We start from the raw sequence: 25160 nt of genomic DNA, 5'->3' as shown, positions 1-25160 counted from the left end.
CCCGTCGCTGTCATATTGCAGATAAAAACAAAGTCGGTGTCGCTGAAAGCGCGTTTTGGTAGGCCGGATAAGGCGAAGCCGCCATCCGGCAATGATGCCGCGGTCATAATGCCGGATGGCGCGTAAACGCTTATCCGGCCTACGAGATGCTATCGCAGTAACGGGCAATCCGGCGGCAGGCGGCACTGCAACGCATTGGGGAGCACTTCCATACGGAAATGCTCACCGCGCAGCGGTTCGCCGTCGAGGTTAAAGGTCATTTCATGGGGAGCGGTGATCTCAAACCACGCCGAGTGACCATCGATAATATGCGGATTATCCTCCTCCTGCTGGGTCAGCGTGGTGAAGAGGGCGGGGATAATCTCTTCGCCGGTAAAAATCCGCAGCTGCAACTGACCATCATTAATCAGCGCCTCCGGGCAGAGCTGCTGGCCGCCGCCAGCCTGGCGACCATTACCAATGCCGATCACCAGCGCATCACCCTCCCAGTGGAAATCCTCGCCGCGAATCACGCAATGGTCAGATTTCAGCATATCCATACGCATCAGGCCGTGGATTAGATAGGAGACACCGCCGAGCGCGGCTTTCAGTTTTTCCGGCGTTTCGCTGGTGATACGCGTACCGAAACCGCCCGTCGCCATATTGATAAAGCAGGTCTCATTATTCACCTTCGCAATATCAATCGGCACCGCTTTACCGACAATCGCCAGTTGCAATGCTTTATCCAGCGCTTCGGGGATGGCAGTACTGGTGGCGAAATCATTGGCGGTACCAAGGGGCAGAATACCCAGCACCGGTTTACTCTCTCCCTGGCAGTTAACCAGCGCGGTCGCCACTTCATTGATGGTGCCATCGCCGCCGCCAGCAATCACCGTAGCGACGCCAAGCTGCTGCGCTTCTGCAACATAGCGTGCGGCATCGCCTTTTTCCCAGGTGACGCGCACCTGAATATCCATACCCTCATCGCGCAGCAAATTTATCGCTTCGCGCAGCGGCTCGTCACCGGCGCTTTTGCCGTTAAGGATCAATAAGCTTGTGGGAAATGTACTCATTCTCTTCGTCCTGACAAAAAATCCATGACGAAAGTGTATCTCAGGAAAAGCGAAGGCGTGGAAAAAGCAGATAAAGGGAGAAAAAATAAGCCTGCGTAAGGGAGATTACGCAGGCTAAGGAGGTGGTTCCTGGTACAGCCAGCATTTATGGGTTATGTTTTTTCAGCGGAGTGCATAATAACCGCATTAAACGTGGCGGTGTGTGATCCGATTCTAAGAATCTTCGCAGCGTAAAAATAACCCCGCTAAATTACTTTCCGTGCGGGTTTCTGGTTGTCTGACCAGTGAAAATACGCATCAACAGCGCGTACTCCAGAGGCATATCCTGGGGAACCGGCAACCATACGGTATAACCATCTCCCGGCGCCACAGACATCGCTTCGCCTTTGCCGCTCGCCATCTGCTCCAGCGTAAAGTTGACGTTGCCCTGCGGCGTCATTAGTTCGAGGCTATCGCCAACGGAGAACTTATTTTTCACCCGCACCGCCGCGAGATCGCCTTTGCGCTCGCCGGTAAACTCGCCAACAAACTGCTGGCGCTCAGAGAGCGAGTAGCCGTAGTCGTAATTCTGGTAATCATCATGGGTATGGCGGCGCAGGAAGCCTTCGGTATAGCCGCGGTGCGCCAGCCCTTCCAACGTCTCCAGCAGTGAGGTGTCGAACGGTTTACCCGCTGCGGCATCGTCAATCGCTTTGCGGTAGACCTGCGCGGTGCGCGCGCAATAGTAGAAGGATTTGGTGCGGCCTTCGATCTTAAGGGAGTGCACGCCCATCTGCGTCAGACGTTCAACGTGGGCAATCGCGCGCAGATCTTTGGAGTTCATGATGTAGGTGCCGTGCTCATCTTCAAAGGCGGTCATGTACTCACCTGGACGCTGCGCCTCCTCAATCATAAATACCTTATCGGTCGGCGCGCCAACGCCGAGGGTCGGCTCAACATTCTGTACCGGGATTGGCTCGTGAACGTGCACGATATTGCCGACCGCGTCCTCTTTCCCTTCCTGGACGTTATACTCCCAGCGGCAGGCGTTGGTGCAGGTGCCCTGGTTCGGATCGCGTTTATTGATATAGCCCGACAGCAGGCAGCGGCCGGAGTAGGCCATGCACAGCGCGCCGTGGACGAAGATCTCCAGCTCCATCTCCGGCACCTGGGCGCGGATTTCGGCAATCTCTTCCAGCGACAGCTCGCGGGAAAGGATTACGCGCGTCAGCCCCATCTGTTGCCAGAACTTCACCGTCGCCCAGTTGACGGCATTCGCCTGCACCGAGAGGTGAATTGGCATCTGCGGGAAGTGTTCACGAACCATCATGATAAGCCCCGGATCGGACATAATCAGCGCATCCGGCCCCATCTCCACCACCGGTTGCAGATCGCGGATAAAGGTTTTCAGCTTGGCGTTATGCGGCGCGATATTCACCACCACGTAGAACTGCTTACCCAGCGCGTGGGCTTCGTTAATGCCGATCTGCAGATTTTCGTGATTGAATTCGTTATTACGCACGCGCAGCGAGTAGCGCGGCTGGCCTGCGTAAACGGCATCCGCGCCGTAAGCGAAAGCGTAACGCATATTTTTCAGCGTTCCCGCCGGGGAGAGAAGTTCCGGTTTAAACATGATGATCTCATTCTGATGACAGGTCAGATCGCCCCATTCTCATGGGGCGGCAGGGGAGTTCCCCTGAATTTAGGGCGGGAATTGTAGCGCTGCGCGCCGGGGGAGTAAACCGGCGTCTCAGTTGACGCGCAGATAGGTACCGTCGGCGCTGACGTTATGACCAAAAGCGCAGTTGTCGATGTTGTCGGTTTTCATAGCGAGACTTTTTCCATCCGGCGAAAGCGCCAGCGAAATCTTACAGGTAGTGCCTAAATCCGAAATGACGATATCGCCTTTACCCTCTTTCAGCGTCACTTTTTCACTGAACTCGCCGATATTCGGCCCGGAGTAGAGCCCCATCAGACCGTAGTAGGCACCTTCCCAGTCAGCTTTATAGGTGTCGTTGCCCTGCGATGTCAGCTTGAGGGTCTGGAAACCACTGCGCCCGGAATATTGCCAGTACTCACCGGCAGGGGAGGTCGGCTTCGGCAGCGCGTCCAGCTTGTCCTGAATGCGCGACAGGTTATATTTCGACTTCTCGTCATCTGGCATGATGGTCAGCCACGCCTGCGCTTTGCGGTATTCACCCTGGCGGATCCAGGTCAGCGCGACGTTATTGTAGGCGGTGGCGATCAGCACATCATTGGGATCATTCTTGCCAAACTCGCACTGCTCAAGCCACGCCGCCTGCTGCTCAAAAGCTTCACGCGCTTTTGGGTAGTTTTTCGCGCTGTAGAAGGTCTCGCCCTGTTTTGCGTAGCTGCTGATTTTGGCGCAGTCAGCCTTCATTTGCGCTTCGGTAATCTCTGCCTGGCACCCGAAGGCCGCGAATATCAGCGCCAGCGCGCCGTAGGTATATTTCCTCACCATCCCATCCTTATAAAAGAGTTACGCCAGTTTGCAGGCGTCCGCCTCCCAGCGATAGCCCACGCCGTAGACCGCGCGAATAAAGGATTGCTCCTCGTCCAGCGCTTCCAGTTTGCGACGCAGGTTTTTGATATGACTATCGATAGTGCGGTCGGTCACCACGCGGTAGTCATCATACAGATGATTGAGTAATTGTTCGCGCGAGAAAACTTTACCCGGTTCGCTGGAGAGGGTTTTCAGCAGGCGGAATTCGGCGGGGGTTAAATCGAGCAGCTTGCTGTGCCAGCTTGCCTGGAAGCGACCTTCATCGACAATCAGCGGGCTTTCGGCATCAAGCTGCTGCAATTCGCGCTGCGGTTTGCAGCGGCGCAGAATGGTCTTCACCCGCGCCACCACTTCACGCGGGCTGTAGGGTTTGCAAATATAATCGTCGGCCCCGATCTCCAGCCCCAGCAGGCGGTCGATCTCTTCGATCTTGGCGGTCACCATTACAATCGGCACATTGGAGAAACGGCGAATTTCGCGACAGAGCGTTAAGCCATCCACGCCCGGCAGCATCAGGTCGAGCAGGATCAGATCCGGCGGCGTCTGGCGCACGTAACTGAGCACCTGATCGCCATGGCTAATCAGCGAAGGCGCATAACTTGCCGCGCGCAGATAGTCGATCAGCAGTTGTCCGAGCTTCGGTTCATCTTCGACGATCAGGATGCGCGGCGTATTTTCATCAATGGGTAACTCGGTCATACATCTCTCGATTTATCGCGTTCAAGCGGAAGTTCAACTGTAATGCTAACCCCGCCAAATGGCGAGTGCGCGGCATGGATAGCGCCACCGTGCGCCTCCACAATATTCAGACAGATAGCCAGCCCCAGCCCGGAGCCACCGCTGGCGCGGTTGCGCGAGCCTTCCGTGCGGTAGAAGCGCTCAAACAGGCGCTGTAACTGCTCGTCGCTCACTCCAGGCCCGCTGTCGGCAAAGCGCAGCAGCAGAGTGTTATCGCGCGGGATAAGCTGGATAAGCGTTCGCCCGCCGCTGTCGGTGTAGCGCAGGCTGTTCTCCAGCAGATTATTAAACAGTTGCATTAAGCGATGGGGATCGCCAAACACCGTCGCGCTCTCCGGCAACTCCAGCGATAGCGTCAAATTGCGGCTGGCGAAGCGTTCACGAAACGCGCCAGCGGCTATCTCCACCAGCGAGACGGCATCCACCGATTTTTTCTGATATGCCAGCGCCCCCTCATCGGACATCGATAGCTGATGCAGATCGTCCACCAGCTTGGTCAGCGTGGCGACCTCAGCCTGCAACGAGGTGACCGACTCAGGCGTGAACTGCCGCACGCCATCCTGAATCGCCTCCAGCTCGCCGCGTAGCACCGCCAGCGGCGTGCGCAGCTCATGGGAGATATCGGCCATAAAGTCGCGGCGCATCTGCTGGTTCTTCTCAAGGGTGCTGGCGAGCTGGTTAAAGTCCTGCGCCAGCCTGCCAATCTCATCCTGGCTGCCAGGTTTCACGCGGGTAGAAAAGTCGCCCGAGGCGAGTTTATGCGTGCCGTCCACCAGCCGTTTAACCGGGGCCAGCAGCCCGCGCGCCAGCGGGAAGGTGGCAATAGCGGCCAGCAGGGTGGCGAGACCGACGATCACCCAACTGGTGCGCCGCTGCTGGCGGTCAAAGTTGATATCGGTATTGCGCGTCAGCTTTTTCACCGGCGAGGCGATCACCCAGCCGACGGTGGCGTTATTCACTTTGATCTCGCGCTGCGTGCCATCCACCGGCACCGGCGAGTGCGGGCCAACCAGCACCCGTTTTTGCTGATCCAGCACCCAGAAGCGGGTGCGCCAGCCGTGGGGCGGCATATCCGGGCGATCCGGCGGGCCTGCGTCCTCTTGCGGACCAGGGCCGCGCCCGCGATCGGGGCCGCCGGGGCCGGGACGCCCGTCATCATGCTCATTCTCCCGGTCAAAGGAGCGCAGGATCTGGAAAATCATCCGGTCGTTGTGGCGCAGAAATTGCCAGTCGCCGTGCTGGGTGTACTGCTCCGCGAGGGTATCCGTCAGCATCTGCAAGCGCAGGTCGTTGCCGCGCTTGATGTAGTTCATAAAGTCATGCTCGAAGCTGATGCGCACCGCCCAGTGGGTAGCGAATAACAGCAAAATGCAGGTGGTGAGAATGGCGAGAAAGAGTTTGGCCGTGATCCCCGGCCGCCAGAACCTCATGATGTTCTCCTGTTGCGACGGGCAATCACCGCATTTTGGCTGGCGTCATCAGGCACGCGGGCAAAAAGGGCCGCCGGCAGTGCAATAATCACCGCCATCGTCAGATAGGTATAAAGAAAGACTTCGTGCGCTACGCCGCTGTCCGCCGAGAGATGCTGCTGACCGAAGAGGCCGAGCAGCAGACCGGCGACGCTGACGCCAATACTCATCGAGAGCTGCATAATCATCGACAGCATGCTGTTACCGCCGCTTGCCAGCTCATCGGGCAGATCCTTCAGCGTCAGGGTGTTCATCGACGAGAAGCGCATTGAGTTGATCATCCCCTGGCAGAAGAGCACCACCGGCAGCAGGTAATACCAGCCAAGCAGCGCCGTCGCCATAAACAGCAGGCTGACCAGCGCGAGGCCAATAGTTGAGGCGACCAGCACGCGGCGATAGCCAAAGCGGTTAACCACCTGCACAACGATACGCTTCATCCCCATGCTGCCCAGCACCATCGGGATCATCATCAGCCCGGCGTGAAACGGCGAAAAGCCGAGGCCAATCTGCAAAAAGACCGGCGTCATAAAGGGCAGCATGCCGCTGCCGATACGCCCGGCGAAGCTCCCCGCCAGCCCCAGCGAGAAGCTGCGGGTGCGGAACAGGCGCAAATTAAACAGCGCCCGGTCATTACCTCTCGCGTGCAGCAGGTAGAAGAGGATCGCCGCCGCACCCACTGCCACCAGACCCCCCAGTTGCCAGAGCGTCAGGCCAAGGCCGCGGCTGCCGTCGAGGGCCAGCGTCAGCGTCGCCATGCCGCCCGCCAGCAGCACAAAACCGGAGAAATCAAAGCGGCGGGTTTGCAGGGTGTAGTTCGGCATCAGGCTCAGGGTGGCAATCGCGCCAATAATGCCGACCGGCAGGTTAATCAGGAAGATCCAGTGCCAGGAGGCGTACTCCACCAGAATGCCGCCGAGCGCCGGGCCGAGCAGCGGGCCGACCTGGCCTGGCAGCGTCACAAAGGTCATCGCCGCCATATAGTGGGTGCGCGGCACGATCTTCATCACCGTTAAGCGCCCGACCGGCACCATCATCGCGCCGCCAAAGCCTTGCAGCACGCGCGCCAGGATCAGCTGATCGAGCGTGGCGGCCAGCGCGCAGAACAGCGATCCGGCGGTAAAGAGCACAATCGCCACGCAGAAGATATTGCGCACGCCAACCCGGTCGGCCAGCCAGCCGCTGGCAGGCAGCATCACCGCAACGGTCAGCACATAGGAGACCACCACCATATGCATATGCAGCGGGCTCTCGCCGAGGCTTGCCGCCATCGAGGGGAGGGCGGTGTTAACAATGGTGGTATCCAGCGACTGCATAAAGAAGCCAAAGGCGACTATCCATAACTGCCAGCGGATCTGTTTCGGTAACTCATTCATTCACTTACGGGCTCTCTCACTTTGCGACTAAACCGCGCGCGCAGACGATCAAAGAAGAGGTAGACCACCGGCGTGGTATAGAGCGTCAGCAGCTGGCTCATCACCAGCCCGCCAACGATGGTAATACCGAGCGGCTGGCGCAACTCTGAGCCATCTCCGCTGGAGATCACCAGCGGCAGGGCACCAAACAGCGCCGCCAGGGTGGTCATCATAATCGGGCGAAAACGCAGCAGGCAGGCCTGGAAAATCGCCTCTTCGGCGCTCAGTTGCCCCTTGCGCTGCGCCTCGAGGGCGAAGTCGACCATCATAATGGCGTTTTTCTTCACAATCCCGATAAGCAGCATAATACCAATCAGCGCAATCAGGCTAAACGGCGCGCCAAACAGCTCCAGCGCCAGCAGTGCGCCAACGCCCGCCGACGGCAGGGTCGAGAGAATGGTCAGCGGGTGGACATAGCTCTCATAGAGAATGCCGAGCACGATATAGACCGTGGCGATGGCGGCGAGGATCAGGATCACCTGCGAGTTCATCGTCTCCTGGAACACCTGCGCGGTACCGGCAAAGCTGCCGCGCACGCTGCTAGGCACGCCAAGCTGCGTCATGGTGCGGTCAATCGCCTCGCTGGCCTGCGAGAGCGAGACGCCCGCTGGCAGGTTAAAGGCAATAGTTGAGGCCGCCGACAACCCCTGATGATTAACCGACAGCGGCGCATTGGCCGGTTGCCAGTGGGCAAAGTAGGAGAGGGGAATCGACGCGCCCGCATCGTTGATGATGTACATCTTATCCAGCGCGCTGACATCCTGGGTGTAGCGCGGGTCGACCTCCATCACCACTTTGTACTGGTTAAGCGGCTGGTAGATGGTGGAGATCTGCCGCTGGCCGAAGGCGTTATTCAGCAGGCTGTTCGCCGCCTGCACGCTGATACCGAGGCGGGTCATGGTTTCCCGGTCATAGACCAGGTTCATCTCCGCGCCATTATCCTGCTGATCCGAGTTGACATCCGCCAGCTCCGGCAGCGCCGCAAACGCTTTGCGGATCTTCGGCTCCCACTCGCGCAGGTCGCTTAAGGAGTCTGAAAGCAGTGCAAACTGGTAGCTGGCATTGGCCTGGCGGCCGCCAACGCGAATATCCTGCACCGCCATCAAAAAGAGGCTCGCACCCGGCTCTTTCGCCAGCTTGCTGCGCAGGCGGTCAATCACCTCCTGCGCCGTGGCGTGGCGCTGGTCACGCGATTTGAGGGTAATAAACATCATCCCGCTGTTCACCCGCGAGCCGCCGGTAAAGCCGGTGACGTTATCCACCGCCGGATCCTCACGGATAATCTGCATAAAGTCCTGCAACTTTCCGCGCATCGCCTGGAAGGAGATGCTTTGATCCGCCTGAATACCGCCCATCAGCACGCCGGTATCCTGCTCCGGGAAGAAGGTTTTCGGAATCGAGATATAGAGCCAGATATTGAGCGCGATGGTGCCGAGCAGCACCACGCCAACCAGCCGGGCGTGGTTAAGCACCCATTTCAGCGAGCGGGCATACTGCTGCTGGATGCGGGTTAGCAGGCGGCCAACGCCTCTCTCCCGCGTGCGGCTACGCGGCTTATGGGCTTTGAGCAACCAGCCGCACATCATTGGCGTTAGCGTGAGTGAAATCAGCAGCGAAATGCCAATCGCCACCGACAGCGTGACGGCAAATTCGCGCAGCAACCGCCCCGGCAGCCCGGCCATCAACAGCAGCGGCAGGAACACCGCCACCAGCGACAGGCTCATCGAGAGCACCGTAAAGCCCACTTCCCGCGTCCCTTGCAGCGCCGCCTGTAACGGCTTCATCCCCGCTTCGAGATGGCGGGAGATATTCTCCAGCACCACAATCGCGTCATCGACCACAAAGCCGGTGGCGATGGTCAGCGCCATTAATGACAGATTGTTAAGGCTAAAGCCGCACAAATACATGGCGGCAAAGGTGCCAACCAGCGACACCGGCACGGCGACCGCCGGAATAAAGGTCGCCCGACCTGAACGCAGGAAGAGGAACACCACCAGGATCACCAGCGCGACGGAGATCACCAGCGTCTGCTCCACCTCCTCCAGCGAGGCGCGAATGGTCGGCGAGCGATCCTGAGCGATTTGCAAATCAATTGCGGCGGGAATGGTCTTTTGCAACTCCGGCAGGCGGGCGCGAATGCTGTCCACCGTCTGGATAATATTGGCTTCCGGCAGTTTACGAACCATCAGCAAAATCGCCGGTTTGGCGTTGGTCATCCCGGCGTTGCGCACATCCTGCACCGAGTCGGTGACCGTGGCGACATCGCTTAAGCGTACTGCGGCACCATTTTTATGGTGAATAATCAGCGGCTGGTACTCCGCCGCAGTTTTTAACTCATCATTGGTCTGCACCTGCCAGCGGTGCGCGCCATCCTCCAGCGCGCCCTGCGGTTTGCGCACGTTGGCATTGCTGATGGCCGTGCGTACCGCATCGAGAGAGACGCCCTGGTTAAATAGCGCCTGTGGGTTGAGATCGACACGCACGGCAGGCAGGGAGCTGCCGCCGACATCGACATCGCCAACGCCGTCGATTTGCGACAGGGTTTGCGCCAGCTGCGTTGAGGCAAAGTCATACAGCTCACCCTGGGAGTAAGTGTCCGAGGTGAGGGTGAGGATCATGATTGGCGCAGCGGAGGGGTTCGCTTTGCGATAGGTCGGGCGGCTCGGCATGCCGCTCGGCAGCAGGCTCTGTGCGGCGTTGATCGCCGCCTGCACATCGCGCGCCGCGCCGTTGATATCGCGGTCGAAATTGAACTCAAGAATAATGCGCGTGCTGCCAAGCGAGCTGGAGGAGGTCATCTCGCTCACTCCGGCAATGCGCCCCAGTGAGCGCTCAAGCGGCGTAGCGACCGACGAGGCCATGGTCTCCGGCGAAGCACCGGGCAGCGAAGCGCTAACCATGATCACCGGAAAATCAACCTGCGGCAGCGGGGCGACCGGCAGCAGCCGGAAGCCGAGAATGCCGCACAGGGTGATGGCGAGCGAAATCAGGATCGTCGCCACCGGGCGGTAAATGAAGAGGGCGAAGAACTTCACTTACGCCTCCTCTTCACGCTGCGGAAAACGCTTTTTCGCCGCCAGCGCCAGGCGGTCGAAGAGCAGATAGATCACCGGCGTGGTAAACAGCGTCAGCACCTGGCTCACCAGCAGGCCGCCGACCATGCCGATCCCCAGCGGGCGACGCAGCTCTGCGCCAACGCCGGTGCTAAGCATCAGCGGCAGCGCGCCGAGCAGCGCCGCCAGCGTGGTCATCAGGATCGGGCGGAAACGCAGCAGACAGGCCTGGAAGATGGCATCGCGCGGCGACATGCCCGCCTCGCGCTCGGCGGCGAGGGCAAAGTCGATCATCATGATGGCGTTCTTCTTCACAATGCCGATCAGCAGGATGATGCCGATAATGGCGATCACATCCAGCTCGCTGCCGGAGATCATCAGCGCCAGCAGCGCGCCGACGCCCGCCGTAGGCAGTGTCGAGAGGATGGTTATCGGGTGGATAAAGCTCTCATACAGCACGCCGAGTACGATATACATCGCCGCAATCGCCGCAACAATCAGCCAGATGGTGCTGCCGAGCGCCGCCTGGAACGCCAGCGTGCTGCCCTGGAATTCGGTGCGGATATCGGTCGGGAAGTGGAGATTTTTTTCGCTCTCCTGCACCGCGTCGACCGCATCGCCCAGCGAGTAACCGTCGGCGACGTTAAAGGAGATGGTGGTCGACGGGAACTGATCGAGATGGTTGATGCTGAGCGGCGCAAAGCGCTGCTCGATTTTGGCAATCGACGACAGCGGCACCACGCCGCCGTCGCTGCTGGTCAGGCGAATATTATCCAGCCCCGCCAGGCCCGGCGTCTGCGTGGTGTCATGCTCCAGCACCACCCGGTACTGGTTCGCCTGAGTGTAGATGGTGGAGATCAGGCGCTGACCAAAGGCGTTGTAGAGCGCGTTATCGACATCCGCCATGCTGATACCGAGGCGGCTGGCGCTGTCGCGATCCACATTGACGTAGGCCACCAGCCCTTTGTCCTGCCAGTCGCTGCTGACATCCGCCAGCTGCGGCATCGCCTGCAGTTTACTCACCAGCTGCGGCACCCAGGTGCTGAGCGCGTCAAGGGAGTTGGCCTGTAGGGTGAACTGGTACTGGGTGCGGCTGACGGTGGTGTCGATAGTCAGATCCTGCGTCGGTTGCAGATAGAGCGACATGCCGGGCACATTGCCCGCCGCCTGCTGCAAACGCTCAATCACTGGCTGGACGCGATCGTCGCGCTCTTCCAGCGGTTTCAGGTTGATCTGCAACCGCGCACTGTTAAGAGAGGGGTTCGTGCCGTCGACGCCGACGAAAGCGGTGAGGCTCTCAACGGCCGGATCGCGCAGAATAATATCCGCCACCTGGCGCTGGCGCTCCGCCATGCTGGCAAAGGAGGCGGACTGCGGTGCCTGCAGCGTGCCCTGAATAATGCCGTTGTCCTGGATCGGGAAGAAGCCTTTTGGAATAAAGATCCACAGCATCACCGACAGCACCAGCGTGCCGAGGGCGACGCCAAGGGTCAGCCACGGGTGATTAAGCACGCGGCTCAGCAGACGGCCGTAACCGGCAATAACCCGCTCAAAAAAGCGCTCCGAGGCGCGGGAGAAGCGGTTCTGCTTGCGCAGGGATTCCGCGCTCAGCATGCGGGCGCACATCATCGGCGTTAAGGTGAGCGACACCACGGCGGAGATCAGAATGGCAATCGCCAGCGTGACGGCAAACTCACGGAACAGCCGCCCAACGATATCGCCCATAAACAGCAGTGGGATCAGCACCGCAATCAGCGAGAAGGTGAGCGAGATGATGGTAAAGCCGATCTCGCCTGCGCCTTTCAGCGCCGCATTCAGCGGTTTTTCCCCCTTTTCGATATAGCGCGAGATGTTTTCGATCACCACAATCGCGTCATCGACGACAAAGCCGGTGGCGATGGTCAGCGCCATCAGCGTCAGGTTATTGATGGAGAAATCGAGAAACACCATTGCCGCAAAGGTGCCAATCAATGACAGCGGCACGGCAACGGCGGGAATAATAGTCGCCGGAATATTGCGCAAAAAGAGGTAGATAATCATCACCACCAGCGCAATCGCCAGCATCAGCTCAGACTGCGTGTCGCTCACCGAGGCGCGAATATTGTTGGTGCGATCCGACAGCACTTTCACGCTGACGGATTTCGGCAGGCTCTCGGTCAGCTGCGGCAGCAGGGCATGGATATTATCAGCGGTATCGATAATGTTAGCGCCCGGCTGGCGCTGCACATTCATCACAATCGCCTGCTGCTTGTTCGCCCATGCGCCGAGCCAGCTGTTCTCTGCACCCTGTTCAACGGTGGCGATGTCGCCTAAGCGGATCGGCGCACCGTTCTGGTAAGCGATAATCAGCTTGCGATACTCCTCGGCGGACTGCATCTGATCATTGGCTGAGAGCGTGACGGCGCGGGTCGGGCCATCGAGACTACCCTTCGCCGAGTTGACGTTAGCGTTGCTGATGGCGGTGCGCACGGTTTCACTGGTTAACCCCAGGCCGGCAATCGCCTGCGCGTTAAGTTTGACGCGCACTGCCGGACGCTGGCCGCCGGAGAGCGTTACCAGCCCGACGCCGGAGACCTGGGAGATCTTCTGCGCCACGCGCGTTTCCACCATATCCTCCACCCGCGTCATCGGCATGGCGGAAGAGGTGACCGCCAGCGTCATAATCGGCGGGTCGGCGGGGTTCACTTTGTTGTAGACCGGTGGGTTCGGCAAGTCCGAAGGCAGCAGGCTGTTGGCGGCGTTCATTGCCGCCTGCACCTCCTGCTCGGCGACATCCAGCGGCAGGCTCAGCTGGAATTGCAGCGTAACCACCGAGGCACCGCCGGAGCTCTGCGAAGACATCTGCTTTAAGCCCGACATCTGGCCAAACTGGCGCTCAAGCGGCGCGGTAATGGCAGAAGTCACCACATCCGGGCTGGCGCCAGGGTAGAGCGTTACCACCTGAATGGTGGGGTAATCCACTTCCGGCAGCGCGGAAACGGGCAGGAAGCGGTAGCCGATGATCCCGGCCAGCAGGATCGCCACCATCAACAACGTGGTGGCGACCGGACGCAAAATAAACAGACGCGAAGGGCCACCCGTCCGGCCCGGCGGTAACAGCTGCATCAGCCTTGTGCTCCTTTCGCCGGACGTTCACGCTTCGCGGGCAGGGTTTCCGCCTTGCTGGCGTCAACCACTTCGACCTGCGCGCCCTCTGTCAGGCGGTCGATACCGTCAGTGACGACGCGATCGCCCGCCGATAACCCGGCACTAATCACCACTTTCTGGCTGTCCTGAATACCCGGCGTCACCGTATGTTTGCTGACCTTGTTCTTATCGTTCAGCACCCAGACGAAGTTGCCTTCATTGCCCATTTGCAGCGCCGCGGCGGGGATCACCACCGCATCCTGCTGGGTGGCGACCAGCATGCGGGCGTTAACAAACTGGTTCGGGAAGAGGGCGTCCTCCTCGTTGTCGAAACGCGCTTTCAGCTTGATGGTGCCGGTGGTGGCGTCAATCTGGTTATCCAGGCTCAACAACGTGCCGCTGCTGAGCTTCTGTTTATTGGTGCGATCCCACGCCTCCACTACCAGTTTCTGCCCATTCTTCTGTGCCTGCACCACGGTGGCGATGTCGCTCTCAGGCAGGGTAAAGATGAGATCGATAGGGTGGGTTTGCGTCAGCACCACAATACCGGTGGTATCGCTGCTGCTAATCTGGTTGCCGACATCGACCTGTTTCAGGCCGACGCGTCCGCTAACCGGCGCGGTGATGCGGCTCCACTCCAGCTGTAGCTGAGCGCTGGCAACGGAGGCTTCATCCGCTTTAACGGTGCCTTCGGATTCACTGACCAGCGCCTGCTGAGCGTCGAGATCCTGGCGCGAGACAAGGCTGGTTTTCGCCAGCTGCTGATAGCGGGCAAGATCGCGGCGGGCGTTGGCAAGGGTGGCTTTATCTTTCGCCAGCTGGCCCTGTGCCTGCGCCAGCGCGACGTTGAACTCGCTGGGATCGATCTCTGCCAGCAGATCGCCAGCATTCACCTGCTGCCCCTCCTGGAAATGGATCGCTTTGAGCTGACCCGAGACGCGGCTGCGCACGGTAACGGTATTCGCCGCGGTGATGGTGCCGAGGCCGGAGAGATAGCGCGGAACGGATTCGCTGGTGGCGGTCGCCGCCTGCACCGGCGGCAGCGCGCCGCGCATGCCGTGACGTCCGCCGCCTGAAGGCGCTTGTTGTCCGCTTGCCGTGGTGGTTGAGGCGCTGTGCGCAAAATAGTACCAGGCCGCACCAGCCAGTGCGATGACCAGTGCCGCGACAACGGTGCGGCGAAAAGTGACTCGTCCTTTCATCGTTATAGGTATCTCTTTAAATCGAATGGCGAAGTAATAGTAGTGTAGTCACCCTGAAGCGCAGAAAAATGGAGGAAAAATGAAACACTGTCTGGAAACGTAGTCACGACAGATAATTTGCGTTAGGGAGATTTTGTAGCAGAAAGCATGCCGGGTGAAGCCACCCGGCAGATAATTAACGGAAGACGACCTGCGCCCAGCGGGCCAGCCCGGCAGTCACCGAGCCGAAGTCATCACCGCCGGCAATGGTGATGCCGGGCAGCGTTTCCGCCAGCGCTTTTTTGATAATCGGCGAACGGGCGCTGCCGCCGGTTAAGTAGATCACATCCGGCGTCTCATTACTGGTTGCCAGTGCCAGCTGCACCTGCTCAATAATGCGCTGCAGCGGCTGGTTAAGGGCATTTTCCAGCCCCTGCTGATCGATAGCGGTGGCGAGGCTGTCGCTGATAAACGGCAGTGAAGCGGTCACCTGCTGCGTGTCGGAGAGGGCGATTTTGCTCTCTTCCGCGCTGCGCACCAGCCGGTAGCCGAGGCGCTGCTTCCACACTTTCACCAGCAGAGCGACCTTATCGGCGTCGCGCGCATCGCGCAGCAGGTCGTTTAACAGACGACCGTTTGCCGTGCTGTAAAACTCCGTCTGGGCAGGAACATCGTTGATCGCCACCGCGTTCCACCACGGCAGGATCGGCAGCGCAATGCCTTTTTCCGTCTGTCCGCCCATGCCGAGCAGCGGCATCAGGTTTTTGAACGCCAGCGCGATGTCGAGATCGTTCCCGCCAACGCGGCAGCCGCTGTGGCCGAGCAGGCTGGCGCTGCGATCCGCTTTCTCGCGCCACTGCGGACCCATCAGGATTAGCGAGCAGTCGGTGGTACCGCCGCCGATGTCGACCACCAGCACGCGTTTCTCTTCATTTAATGTCGCTTCAAAATCGAGCCCGGCAGCGACCGGTTCGAACTGGAACACCACCTCTTCGAAGCCTGCGCGTGTGGCGGCGCGCTCAAGGATGCCCTGCGCCTGGGCGTTAGCCTCATCGCCGCCGAGCCCCTGGAAGTTGATCGGTCGGCCAATCACCGCCTGGCGAATCGTCTCCGGCAACTGGCTTTCTGCCTGCTTGCGGATATGCAGCATCATGGCGCAGACCAGATCCTCAAACAGCGCGATCTGCTGCGGCTTCAGGCCGCTGGCACCGAGAAACGACTTCGGCGATTTAACGAAGTAGACCTCTTCCGGATCGCTCACATACTGGCGCAGCGAGGCGAGGCCGAACTGGACGCTGGCGGCGTTGACTTCAATATCCTCTTCGCGGTTGAAGCTCACCGCCCGGCGCAGCAGCGCCTGGGTTTCACTCCCCGTTGCCGGAACCTGATGGTGGCGATAGAGCCACTCGCTTACCGCTTCGCGCGTCGGCGCACAGAGCATCGACGGCAGTAAGGTACTGTTATTTTCCATGGTCAGCAGCTGTGGCGCGTTATCGCGCATCACCGCTACCGAGCAGTTTGCCGTACCGTAGTCAAAACCAATAAACACCGTGCAATCCCCATGCCTGTGAAGAAGGGGGGCGACTTTAGCCGAATGCGTGCAGGGCGACAACCGGAATATGAAAGCAAGGCGAAAATTCCCTGAGTTGTTATGCTTTTAGCATTATCAGCGGGGAGATGGTATGTACACACTGCACTGGCAACCGCCCTATGACTGGGCGTGGATGTTAAGTTTCTTGGGCGCGCGCGCCGTCGCGGGCGTGGAAGTGGTGAGCGAGACGCGCTATGTGCGCTCGTATGCCTTTGGCGCTCATCGCGGGATTATCACCGCCGAGCCGGATGAGGCGAGCGCGACGCTGAAGGTCACTTTAAGTGAGGGGCTTGAACCGGTTGCTGAACACTGTTTGCAGCGGCTGGAGAGGTTATTTGATCTCTCCTGCGAGCCGGAGCGTATCAATACGCGGCTTGGCGATCTCGCCGCCGCGCGCCCTGGCCTGCGGCTGCCCGGCTCGATCGATCCCTTCGAACAGGCGGTGCGCGCGGTGCTCGGGCAACTGGTGAGCGTGGCGATGGCGGCAAAGCTGACGGCGAAAGTCGCGCATCGTTATGGCGAAGTGATGGAGGAGGCACCGGGGTTTATCACCTTTCCCACCGCACAGCAGATTGCCGCCGCCGATGCACAGGTGCTGAAAAGTCTTGGGATGCCGCTAAAGCGCGCCCAGGCACTGATTACCCTTGCCGAGGCTGCCTGCGACGGCACCTTTCCACTCCAGAGGCCAGATGATGTGGAGCAGGGGGTGAAAGCGCTGATGAACTATCCGGGGATTGGGCGCTGGACGGCGAACTACTTTGCGCTGCGCGGCTGGCAGGCGAAAGATATCTTCTTAGCGGATGATTATGCGATTAAGCAGCGTTTCGCCGGGATGACGCCCGCGCAGACGCGCCGTTATGCCGAGCGCTGGCAGCCGTTTCGCTCTTACGCGCTGTTGCATATCTGGTTTACGCAGGCGTGGTCGCCCGAGCCATAACGCAATGCCCGATGGCGCTTCGCTTATCGGGCCTACGGAAGCATGGTTGCGGTAATGGTAGTCCGGCGCTAATGCCCGATGGCGCTGGGCTTATCGGGCCTACGGGAAGTGTGCATACGGTTGCGGGGCGGGTTTTGTAGGCCGGATAAGGCGTAGCCGCCATCCGGCAGTTAGTTGATGGCGAAATAACTGGTATTGAGCATCAAATCGAGCGGGTGCGCCTGGGAGATGGTATCGCCATAAATCAGATCAATGCCAATCCCGGAGAGGGTATCCATTATCATCGGCTGATGCGTCGGCCCGGCAATGCTCTTCAACCCAAGGCGCTGCGCATGCCCCTGAATAATGGTCACCATCATCTCATCCATCAAATTGCCGTGCACATTAGAGACCAGCTCCGGCTCCAGCAGCAGATAATCAGCCATATGCGGTGTGATGTGCTCGAAAACATCGAGATCGTGCCCGACACGGCTGAGGATAATGCGACACCCCGCATGACGCAGACGTCTGAGGTTTTCAATCCGGGCATGGCCTTCGCGCACCAGCGCATCTGCCGGGATCACCAGATGCAGCAGACGCCCCGGCATCGGGCCGCTCTCAAGCATAGATAACAGCTCATCCACCAGGCTGCTGCTTGCCAGACCGTGCACGGAGAGGGGCAGGGCGACGCCCAACCCTTTGGCGGTGATGGCGGCGGCATGCTTGTTGAAAAACTCATGGAAGACACGCTGGTCGAGGGCGCGAATCAGCTCCGGCTCGTGGAGACCGGCGCGAAACGCATGCTCCTCCATCACTTCCCCTTCGCTGGTCCACAAGCGCAGGGAGAGCAGCCAGAAGTTACACGCTTCCGGCACCCGCGGCGAAGCGACGCCGCGCGCAATCATTAACAGATGGTTCTCTTTAATGATGCGCCACTGCTCCTCCAGCGACATCATTGAGCGCTCATGCTGCATCAGCCCCTGTTTCGGTTCATAAACCGTCACCCGGCCGCGCCCGCTATGCTTTGAGGCGTAACAGGCGATATCGGCCTGCGACATCACTTCGGAAGCCTGATGGTTATACTCATCGATGATGGTGATCCCGGCACTGGCGCCGATACGGTGCTCGCGACCCTCCCAGCTGAAGCGATAATCATTGATCGCTTCAATCATACGTCCGGCGATGTAACGCGCGCTTTCGACATTACACTCCGGCAGCAGCAGGCCAAACTCGTCGCCGCCCAGGCGGGCAAGAATATCCGTTGAGCGCAGCAGGCTGAGCATTAGCGTTGAGATCTCGCGTAGCAGCGTATCGCCGGCGGCATGCCCGGCGCTATCGTTAACCGCTTTAAAGCGGTCGAGATCGATAAACACCAGCGCATGGCGTTGATGGTACTCCTGCACCGTCGACAGCAGGCGTTTCAGGTTCGCCTCGAAGCTGACGCGGTTCGCCAGATGGGTAAGGGCATCGTGTGAGGCGCTGTAGCTCAGCTGGCGCAGCATTTTGCGCGACTCGGTCACATCCTGGATAACCAGTACTGAGCCGATATTCTGCCCGTCGAGAGTGCTGAGTGGGGTAATGGTGTAGTGAATATCGAAGCTGCCGCCCGCGCGGCAGTGCAGCACCACATCCTGTTCGATATCCGTGCGTGACATATCGCCACTGTGAATATTTTCCAGTACCGGACCGCTATCACCAAAGGTGATGTGCAGCACCTTCAGCAGAGGCTGACCCATGGCGCTCTCTTGCGACCAGCCGCTCATCTTCTCGGCGACCGGGTTCATAAAGGTGACTTTCATCTCGACATCGGTACAGAGCACCGCTTCGCCGATGGAGTCGAGTGTAATGTGCAGCCGCTCCTTCTCCTGGTAAAGCGCCTCGTTAAGCTGCTTTACCTCCGTCATATCCATACTGACGCCGAGCAGCCGTTCGACCTCGCCCTGCTTATTGAGCACGCGGTTTGCCAGCGAGCGAATATGGCGGATGCCATCTTTCACGGCAATGCGGAACTCAAGCTTGAAAGCGATGCGCGACGCCAGCGCGTCACGGATCACCCGCTCGGTTTCCGGCCGGTCTTCCGGCACAATACGTTCGTACCACAGCTGCCATGTCGGTTTGAGATGCGCAGGCACTTCATACATCTCGAACATCCGCTTATCCCAGCTGATGATGTCCGGCTCCAGCTCCCACTCCCAGATGCCAATACCGCCCGCTTCGTTAGCGAGGGTAATGCGCTCCATCAGCCGTTTGTTGACCCATTCGGTCTGCTTCAGATCGTTAATATCTTCAACCTGGGCAATAAAGTAGAGCGGAGTGCCGTTGGCGTGACGCACCACCGAGACGGCCAGTAGCCCCCACACCAGATCGCCGTTACGCGTGTAGTAGCGTTTTTCCATCGAATAGCTGGCAATTTCGCCGCGCGTCAGCTGCTGCAACTGCGCCATATCCCGCGCCAGATCTTCCGGCCAGGTGAGCTGCTGGAAGGTCATCAGACGCAGCTCCTCCTGGCTGTAGCCGAGAAACTGGCACAGGGCTTTGTTAGCCTGTAACCACTGGCCGTCGGTACCGACCAGCGCCATACCGATGGCTGAATACTCCATGGCGTTACGAAAACGCGCCTCGCTCTCAATGATGTGCTTGCGCTCGGTGCGAAAGGCGTACATCACCATGGTCATGACATGCACCGGCAGAAGGATCATCAGAAACGGCAGCCACGGCGCGTTTATCATCACGCCGCTTTTCGAGGAGCTCACGACGTTGGGATCGATAGCGATCACCAGCGACGCCACCATCACCGTCGCGAGATAAATTAAGAAGGCCTCCATGCGCGGCAGGCGTACCGCGCTCCACATCAGCAGCACAATCACGGCGGTAAAGGGCCACGGCAGATAGTGCAGCGCCAGCCAGCTCAGCGTCAGCGTCAGGCCCAGAGTCACCAGCGTTTCCAGCAGGAGTTTCGGGTTGCGGTGGCGCAGCAGGTAGTGGGGTTTAAAGAGCAGACCGAGCGGCACTAGCGCCAGCGCACCAATCGCTTCCGACAACATCCAGATAATAAAGGTGCGCAGCAGGTTATCCGTCGGTACCAGCAAACAAATCAGCACCCCGCCAATCAGCGGCGGTATCAGCACGCTGCCAATGACAAGGCGTATCCAGTCGGCAAGATTTTTAAGCGGATTATAAGAAGGCAGCAGTTTGCGCAGCAGGATCGCGCCTGCGACAGCTTCAACGATATTGACCAGCGGGTAGCGAAGATCAACAAAAGAGGGTGAAAAGAGCGTGATGGTGGCGGCGATGTTGCCCACTGCGTAGGCGAGGGCAATACCCGGCCACATCTTGCCAGCATGGCGGTAAAAGGCCACGGTCATGATGGCGGTGGGGAACCAGAGCGGCGCAATAATGGTGCCAAATCGAATCAGCTCAAGGGAGAAGAGCGTGAAGATAAATGAGAGCAGTCCAAGACTTATTAGCCGCAGCACGGGATGTGGTGTGGTAACCAAAACGTGTTGGTATTGTTTTTTCATTACCGCTTTATCCGCAACCCTGTGCCGTCCGACACGGCGGCCGACGAATGAAATGAGAATTTCGGATTATGCTAGTACAAACAATTTACAATTCCTATGGCGCGCGCTCATAAATTGACATCATAGTGTTATTAATTACTTAGTGGATGCATAAAACGCGCCCGGTGCGTCATTTTTACCCACCTTGCTGAGAAAAAAAGCGCGCAGTTTGGCGAAAAATGCCGCCATTTTTGCTTATCGCGTTCCCCCGCGCTTTCGACTGGTATCGCGGCGGTGAAATCCCTATAATTGCCGCGTTTGACGCCAAGGCGTCTTCCTTCCTTTACATCCAGGTTAATCAGGTCCCTAAATTTATGACTGATCAGTCACATCAGTGCGTCATCATCGGCATCGCCGGCGCATCTGCTTCAGGTAAAAGTCTTATTGCCAGTACGCTTTACCGCGAGTTACGCGAGCAGGTGGGTGATGAACACATTGGCGTTATTCCCGAAGACAGCTACTACAAAGATCAAAGCCATCTGTCGATGGAAGAGCGTGTTAAAACCAACTATGACCATCCGAGCGCGATGGATCACAGTCTGTTATTCCAGCATCTTCAGTCGCTTAAGCGCGGCGAATCCATTGAGTTACCGGTCTACAGCTATGTTGAGCATACGCGCACCGCAGAGACCATTCGTATCGAAGCCAAAAAAGTCATCATTCTGGAAGGGATCCTGCTGCTGACCGACTCTCGCCTGCGCGATGAGATGAACTTCTCCATTTTTGTCGATACGCCACTGGATATCTGCCTGATGCGCCGCATCAAACGCGACGTGAATGAACGCGGGCGCTCGATGGATTCGGTCATGGCGCAGTATCAGAAAACCGTGCGTCCGATGTTCCTGCAATTTATCGAACCTTCCAAACAGTATGCCGACATCATCGTGCCGCGCGGCGGCAAGAACCGTATCGCCATCGACATTCTGAAAGCCAAAATCAGCCAATTTTTTGAATAATACATGTTAGGCTGTCAAACTCAGTGTTAACTACCCGTCCCCTGAGGCTTTTTCAGGGGCGTGTCGCACCAAAGGAGAATGTGCCATGCGTCTTTGTGACCGCGATATCGAAGCCTGGATGAATGAGGGCCGACTCGCAATTAACCCGCGTCCGCCGGTAGAACGAATTAATGGTGCGACGGTGGATGTCCGTCTGGGCAACAAATTCCGCACATTCAGTGGTCATACCGCAGCATTTATCGATCTGAGCGGGCCGAAACAGGAAGTGACCGCCGCCCTCGATCGGGTGATGAGCGATGAGATTGTCCTCGCCGATGGCGAAGCCTTTTTCCTCCATCCGGGCGAGCTGGCGCTGGCGGTGACCTATGAGTCCGTTACCCTGCCGGCGGATCTGGTTGGCTGGCTCGATGGCCGCTCGTCGCTGGCGCGATTAGGGCTGATGGTGCACGTCACCGCGCACCGTATCGATCCCGGCTGGTCTGGCTGCATCGTGCTGGAGTTCTATAATTCAGGCAAACTGCCGCTGGCCCTGCGCCCCGGCATGCTGATCGGCGCGCTGAGCTTTGAGCCGCTCTCCGGCCCGGCCGAGCGCCCTTACAACCGCCGCGAAGATGCGAAGTATCGCGATCAGCAGGGCGCGGTTGCCAGCCGTATCGATAAAGACTGAGCAAGTTATCTCTGCAGAGGACGCCATGAGAAGAGTGTTAACCACGCTGATGATTCTGTTGGTCGTGCTGATTGCCGGCCTGTCAGCGTTGGTGTTGCTGGTCAACCCCAACGATTTCCGTGCTTATATGGTGCGTCAGGTTGAAGCGCGTAGCGGCTATCAGTTACAGCTTGATGGCCCCCTGCGCTGGCACGTCTGGCCACAGCTTAGCATTCTCTCAGGGCGCATGACCTTAACCGCGCCGGGCGCGCAGACGCCGGTGGTTAAAGCAGACAATATGCGCCTCGACGTCAATCTCTTACCTCTGCTTTCCCACCAGCTGCATGTTAAGCAGGTGATGTTAAAAGGTGCGGTGATCCAGCTAACGCCTGAAACCCAGGCTGCGGTGGATAAAGACGCGCCTGTCGCACCGCGTGAAAACACGCTGCCGCAGGCGGAAGAGGATCGCGGCTGGTCCTGGGATATCGGCAGTCTGCAGGTAGCGGACAGCGTGCTGGTGTTACAGCATGAGAACGATGAGCAGGTAACGGTGCGCGATATCCGGCTGCAGATGGAGCAGGATGAGCAGCACCAGGCGGCGCTGGAGTTCTCCGGGCGCATCAACCGTAATCAACGTGATTTAACCCTCGCGCTGCGCGCCAAGCTCGACGCGCGCGACTATCCACATAACCTTTCGGCGGTAGTGGATAGCGTCAAGTGGCAGCTGCGCGGTGGTGATGTGCCATCACAAGGTATCGAAGGTGAAGGCGAGCTACAGGCGCAGTGGCAGGGCGAACAGCAACGCCTGGCGCTGAGCGCGCTGAAGCTGCGCGCCAACGATAGCGTTCTGACCGGGCACGGCAGCGTGACCTTTGGCACTTTGCCGGTCTGGGCGCTGGAGTTGCAGTTCGATAATCTCAATCTCGATAACCTGTTGCCGCCGCAAGATAGCGCAACGGATAACAGCGCACCGGATCAGCAGGGCCAGGCGCAAAGCCGCCCGCCGCGTCCGGTGATCGCCAACAGCGCCGATGTACCGCACTTCAATGGTCTGCGTGATTTCGCCGCCCAGGTGGGGATCAGCGCAAAAGCCGTGCGCTGGCGCGGGATGCAGTTTGCCGATGTCAGCGGGCAGTTCAACAACAACGCAGGCCTGCTTGTCATCCCGACCTTGCAGGGCAAAATGGGCACCGGGCAGATCTCTCTTCCGGGGCAGCTGGATGTACGCCGCGATGCCTCGCGGGCGGTGTTCCAGCCGCGCCTCGACAATGTTGAGATTGGCGACATTCTGAAAGCCTTTAATTATCCCATCGCGCTTACCGGTAGCCTCTCAATGGCGGGTGATTTCTCCGGCCCGAGCATTGATGCCGACGATTTCCGCCGTTTGTGGCAGGGCGAAGCGCATGTTGAGCTGAAAAATAGCCGCATGGAAGGGCTCAACTTCCAGCAACTGGTGCAGCAGGCGGTGGCGCGCAGCACCGATGTGCAGACGCAGGAAAAATATGACACGGCGACGCGGCTCGATAGCTTCAGCAGCGATCTGGCGCTGAAAGCGGGGCAGATGACGCTGAGTAATATGCAGGGCAGCTCGCCGCTTATTGCCCTGACCGGTGAAGGCAAAATGGATCTGGTCAAAGAGCAGGCGGATACCCGCTTCAATATTCAGGTGCTGGGCGGCTGGCAAGGGGAGAGCGAGCTTATCGACTTCCTGAAAACGACGCCGATCCCGCTGCGTGTTTATGGGCCGTGGCAGGCGCTCAACTACACCCTGCAGGTAGATCAGCTGTTGCGTAAGCATCTGCAGGATGAGGCGAAACGCCGCCTGAGCGACTGGGCGGATCGCAACAAGGATAAGCAGAGCAGCAAAGATGTGAAGAAGCTGCTCGATAAGATGTAAGTATGCCGCCGTTGGGCGAAATGCCTGATGGCGGCGTTGCCTTATCAGGCCTACGTTTATGGTGCAGGGGGAAATGCCTGATGGCGGCTGCGCCTTATCAGGCCTACGTTTATGGTGCAGGGGGAAATGCCTGATGGCGGCTGCGCCTTATCAGGCCTACGTTTATGGTGCAGGGGGAAATGCCTGATGGCGGCTGCGCCTTATCAGGCCTACGTTTATGGTGCAGGGGGAAATGCCTGATGGCGGCTTCGCCTTATCAGGCCTACGGGGATGGTGCGAGGCAAAATGCCTGATGGCGGCTTCGCCTTATCAGGCCTACGGGCGTTATGAGGGTATTAAAGAACGCCTTCTAAGGCCAGGTGCTGGAGCAGCATAATGGTTTTTCCATCGGCAATCTCTCCGCTGCGGATAGCGGCCAGCGCGTCAGCAAACGTCATTTCCACCACTTCAATATCTTCTCCTTCCTCAACCAGACCACCACCGTTGCCGGTACGGCGGCTCTCGTCATATTCTGCGATAAAAAAGTGCAGCTTCTCACTGACCGAGCCGGGGCTCATCCAGGCTTCGAATACCTTTTCGACCCGCTCAAGACGGTATCCGGTCTCCTCTTCAGCCTCCTGCTTTATGCGCGTCTCTGCGTCCAGCTCATCCAGCAGCCCGGCGGCGGCTTCCAGTAAAAAACCTGCATGATCGTTCACAAACAGCGGTAAGCGAAACTGCCGGGTAAGGATCACGCTGCGTTTACTGCGGTTGTATAACAGGATCGTTGCGCCGTTGCCGCGGTCATACACCTCCCGGCTCTGACGCTGCCACTCCCCGTTGCGGCGGCGAAAATCGAAAGTGTATTTCGTCAGCTTTCCCCAATCCCGCGACAGCGGGATCGCCGTGATAATGCGTGCTTGTGCCTGTTCAGCTTGCATAAATGCTCCTTTGTGCAGTTTCAGGCATCATATCGCGCTAATTCGTGCGTAAACAAGAAATTTCGTGCAGCGCATCGCCAGCGAAGGCCTGGGCGATCCATGTTAAAGCGAGGGAGAAAAGAGGGGAGGAGTGAGCCGGG

Annotated in this window: 16 protein-coding genes; 4 read left to right on the top strand and 12 right to left on the bottom strand. The window is 58.8% G+C overall.

Going from position 1 to position 25160, the window contains the following annotated elements; translation table 11 throughout:
- Positions 1–149 precede the first annotated feature (149 nt).
- From yegS to yegD, 10 genes are all read right to left on the bottom strand, one after another.
- Positions 150–1052, bottom strand: coding sequence for a lipid kinase YegS (gene yegS, locus ACWPW2_RS13050; protein ID WP_023479161.1), 903 nt, complete (start codon positions 1050–1052; stop codon positions 150–152).
- A 250-nt stretch (positions 1053–1302) separates the two neighbouring features.
- Positions 1303–2664, bottom strand: a complete 1362-nt coding sequence (gene trhP, locus ACWPW2_RS13045) for a prephenate-dependent tRNA uridine(34) hydroxylase TrhP (protein WP_454123383.1) — start codon at positions 2662–2664, stop codon at positions 1303–1305.
- Between the two features lie 117 nt (positions 2665–2781).
- Positions 2782–3513, bottom strand: a complete 732-nt coding sequence (locus ACWPW2_RS13040; RefSeq protein WP_454123381.1) for a tetratricopeptide repeat protein — start codon at positions 3511–3513, stop codon at positions 2782–2784.
- Positions 3514–3531: 18 nt separating this feature from the next.
- A complete protein-coding gene (gene baeR, locus ACWPW2_RS13035; RefSeq protein WP_054804665.1) occupies positions 3532–4254 on the bottom strand; it encodes an envelope stress response regulator BaeR in 723 nt (240 codons plus the stop codon).
- Positions 4251–5723 (bottom strand): envelope stress sensor histidine kinase BaeS, encoded by a 1473-nt coding sequence (gene baeS / locus ACWPW2_RS13030; protein ID WP_023479228.1) that lies wholly within the window; start codon positions 5721–5723, stop codon positions 4251–4253. Before baeS ends, baeR begins: the two co-directional genes overlap by 4 nt.
- A complete protein-coding gene (gene mdtD, locus ACWPW2_RS13025) occupies positions 5720–7135 on the bottom strand; it encodes an MFS transporter (RefSeq protein WP_023479162.1) in 1416 nt (471 codons plus the stop codon). Before mdtD ends, baeS begins: the two co-directional genes overlap by 4 nt.
- Positions 7132–10209, bottom strand: coding sequence for a multidrug efflux RND transporter permease subunit MdtC (mdtC, locus tag ACWPW2_RS13020; protein ID WP_454123378.1), 3078 nt, complete (start codon positions 10207–10209; stop codon positions 7132–7134). The genes mdtD and mdtC overlap by 4 nt, the downstream gene beginning before the upstream one ends.
- Positions 10210–13332 carry an MdtB/MuxB family multidrug efflux RND transporter permease subunit gene (locus tag ACWPW2_RS13015; RefSeq protein ID WP_454123376.1) on the bottom strand — a complete coding sequence of 1041 codons (3123 nt, stop codon included), beginning with the start codon at positions 13330–13332 and terminating at the stop codon, positions 10210–10212.
- The gene (locus ACWPW2_RS13010) at positions 13332–14555 is read right to left on the bottom strand and encodes an MdtA/MuxA family multidrug efflux RND transporter periplasmic adaptor subunit (RefSeq protein ID WP_454123374.1); all 1224 of its coding nucleotides are present in this window, start codon (positions 14553–14555) and stop codon (positions 13332–13334) included. Before ACWPW2_RS13010 ends, ACWPW2_RS13015 begins: the two co-directional genes overlap by 1 nt.
- Positions 14556–14730: 175 nt before the next feature.
- On the bottom strand, positions 14731–16083 hold the full coding sequence (yegD, locus tag ACWPW2_RS13005) for a molecular chaperone (protein ID WP_454123372.1): 1353 nt from the start codon (positions 16081–16083) through the stop codon (positions 14731–14733).
- A gap of 133 nt (positions 16084–16216) precedes the next feature.
- On the opposite strand from yegD, the gene alkA reads away from it, so the two are divergent.
- Positions 16217–17062, top strand: a complete 846-nt coding sequence (gene alkA / locus ACWPW2_RS13000) for a DNA-3-methyladenine glycosylase 2 (protein WP_454123370.1) — start codon at positions 16217–16219, stop codon at positions 17060–17062.
- A 170-nt stretch (positions 17063–17232) separates the two neighbouring features.
- Here the strand turns inward: alkA and ACWPW2_RS12995 are convergent, their stop codons facing one another.
- Entirely contained in the window at positions 17233–20562 is a 3330-nt protein-coding gene (locus ACWPW2_RS12995; protein ID WP_454123368.1) for a diguanylate cyclase, read from the bottom strand.
- 353 nt (positions 20563–20915) lie between these two features.
- On the opposite strand from ACWPW2_RS12995, the gene udk reads away from it, so the two are divergent.
- The 3 genes from udk (at position 20916) to asmA (ending at position 24100) form a co-directional block, all read left to right on the top strand.
- Positions 20916–21557 (top strand): uridine kinase, encoded by a 642-nt coding sequence (gene udk / locus ACWPW2_RS12990; protein ID WP_023479149.1) that lies wholly within the window; start codon positions 20916–20918, stop codon positions 21555–21557.
- A gap of 85 nt (positions 21558–21642) precedes the next feature.
- Entirely contained in the window at positions 21643–22224 is a 582-nt protein-coding gene (gene dcd / locus ACWPW2_RS12985) for a dCTP deaminase (protein WP_023479188.1), read from the top strand.
- Positions 22225–22249: 25 nt separating this feature from the next.
- The gene (gene asmA / locus ACWPW2_RS12980; protein WP_454123365.1) at positions 22250–24100 is read left to right on the top strand and encodes an outer membrane assembly protein AsmA; all 1851 of its coding nucleotides are present in this window, start codon (positions 22250–22252) and stop codon (positions 24098–24100) included.
- A 335-nt stretch (positions 24101–24435) separates the two neighbouring features.
- Here asmA and ACWPW2_RS12975 read toward each other — a convergent pair whose 3' ends face one another.
- Positions 24436–25020, bottom strand: coding sequence for an NUDIX domain-containing protein (locus ACWPW2_RS12975; RefSeq protein ID WP_454123363.1), 585 nt, complete (start codon positions 25018–25020; stop codon positions 24436–24438).
- Positions 25021–25160: the final 140 nt, after the last annotated feature.

The organism is Kosakonia sp. Marseille-Q7440 (assembly GCF_965119485.1).
Note: the sequence above shows the minus strand (reverse complement) of the source record. Positions and strands in the feature narration are given on the sequence as shown.

Excerpts from the sequence above, each read along its gene's own strand:
- yegS (WP_023479161.1), bottom strand. The coding sequence starts at position 1,052 with ATGAGTACATTTCCCACAAGCTTATTGATCCTTAACGGCAAAAGCGCC.
- ACWPW2_RS12995 (WP_454123368.1), bottom strand. The coding sequence starts at position 20,562 with ATGAAAAAACAATACCAACACGTTTTGGTTACCACACCACATCCCGTG.
- alkA (WP_454123370.1), top strand. The coding sequence starts at position 16,217 with ATGTACACACTGCACTGGCAACCGCCCTATGACTGGGCGTGGATGTTA.
- trhP (WP_454123383.1), bottom strand. The coding sequence starts at position 2,664 with ATGTTTAAACCGGAACTTCTCTCCCCGGCGGGAACGCTGAAAAATATG.
- asmA (WP_454123365.1), top strand. The coding sequence starts at position 22,250 with ATGAGAAGAGTGTTAACCACGCTGATGATTCTGTTGGTCGTGCTGATT.
- ACWPW2_RS13040 (WP_454123381.1), bottom strand. The coding sequence starts at position 3,513 with ATGGTGAGGAAATATACCTACGGCGCGCTGGCGCTGATATTCGCGGCC.
- ACWPW2_RS13010 (WP_454123374.1), bottom strand. The coding sequence starts at position 14,555 with ATGAAAGGACGAGTCACTTTTCGCCGCACCGTTGTCGCGGCACTGGTC.
- ACWPW2_RS13015 (WP_454123376.1), bottom strand. The coding sequence starts at position 13,332 with ATGCAGCTGTTACCGCCGGGCCGGACGGGTGGCCCTTCGCGTCTGTTT.
- baeS (WP_023479228.1), bottom strand. The coding sequence starts at position 5,723 with ATGAGGTTCTGGCGGCCGGGGATCACGGCCAAACTCTTTCTCGCCATT.
- ACWPW2_RS12975 (WP_454123363.1), bottom strand. The coding sequence starts at position 25,020 with ATGCAAGCTGAACAGGCACAAGCACGCATTATCACGGCGATCCCGCTG.
- dcd (WP_023479188.1), top strand. The coding sequence starts at position 21,643 with ATGCGTCTTTGTGACCGCGATATCGAAGCCTGGATGAATGAGGGCCGA.
- mdtD (WP_023479162.1), bottom strand. The coding sequence starts at position 7,135 with ATGAATGAGTTACCGAAACAGATCCGCTGGCAGTTATGGATAGTCGCC.
- udk (WP_023479149.1), top strand. The coding sequence starts at position 20,916 with ATGACTGATCAGTCACATCAGTGCGTCATCATCGGCATCGCCGGCGCA.
- baeR (WP_054804665.1), bottom strand. The coding sequence starts at position 4,254 with ATGACCGAGTTACCCATTGATGAAAATACGCCGCGCATCCTGATCGTC.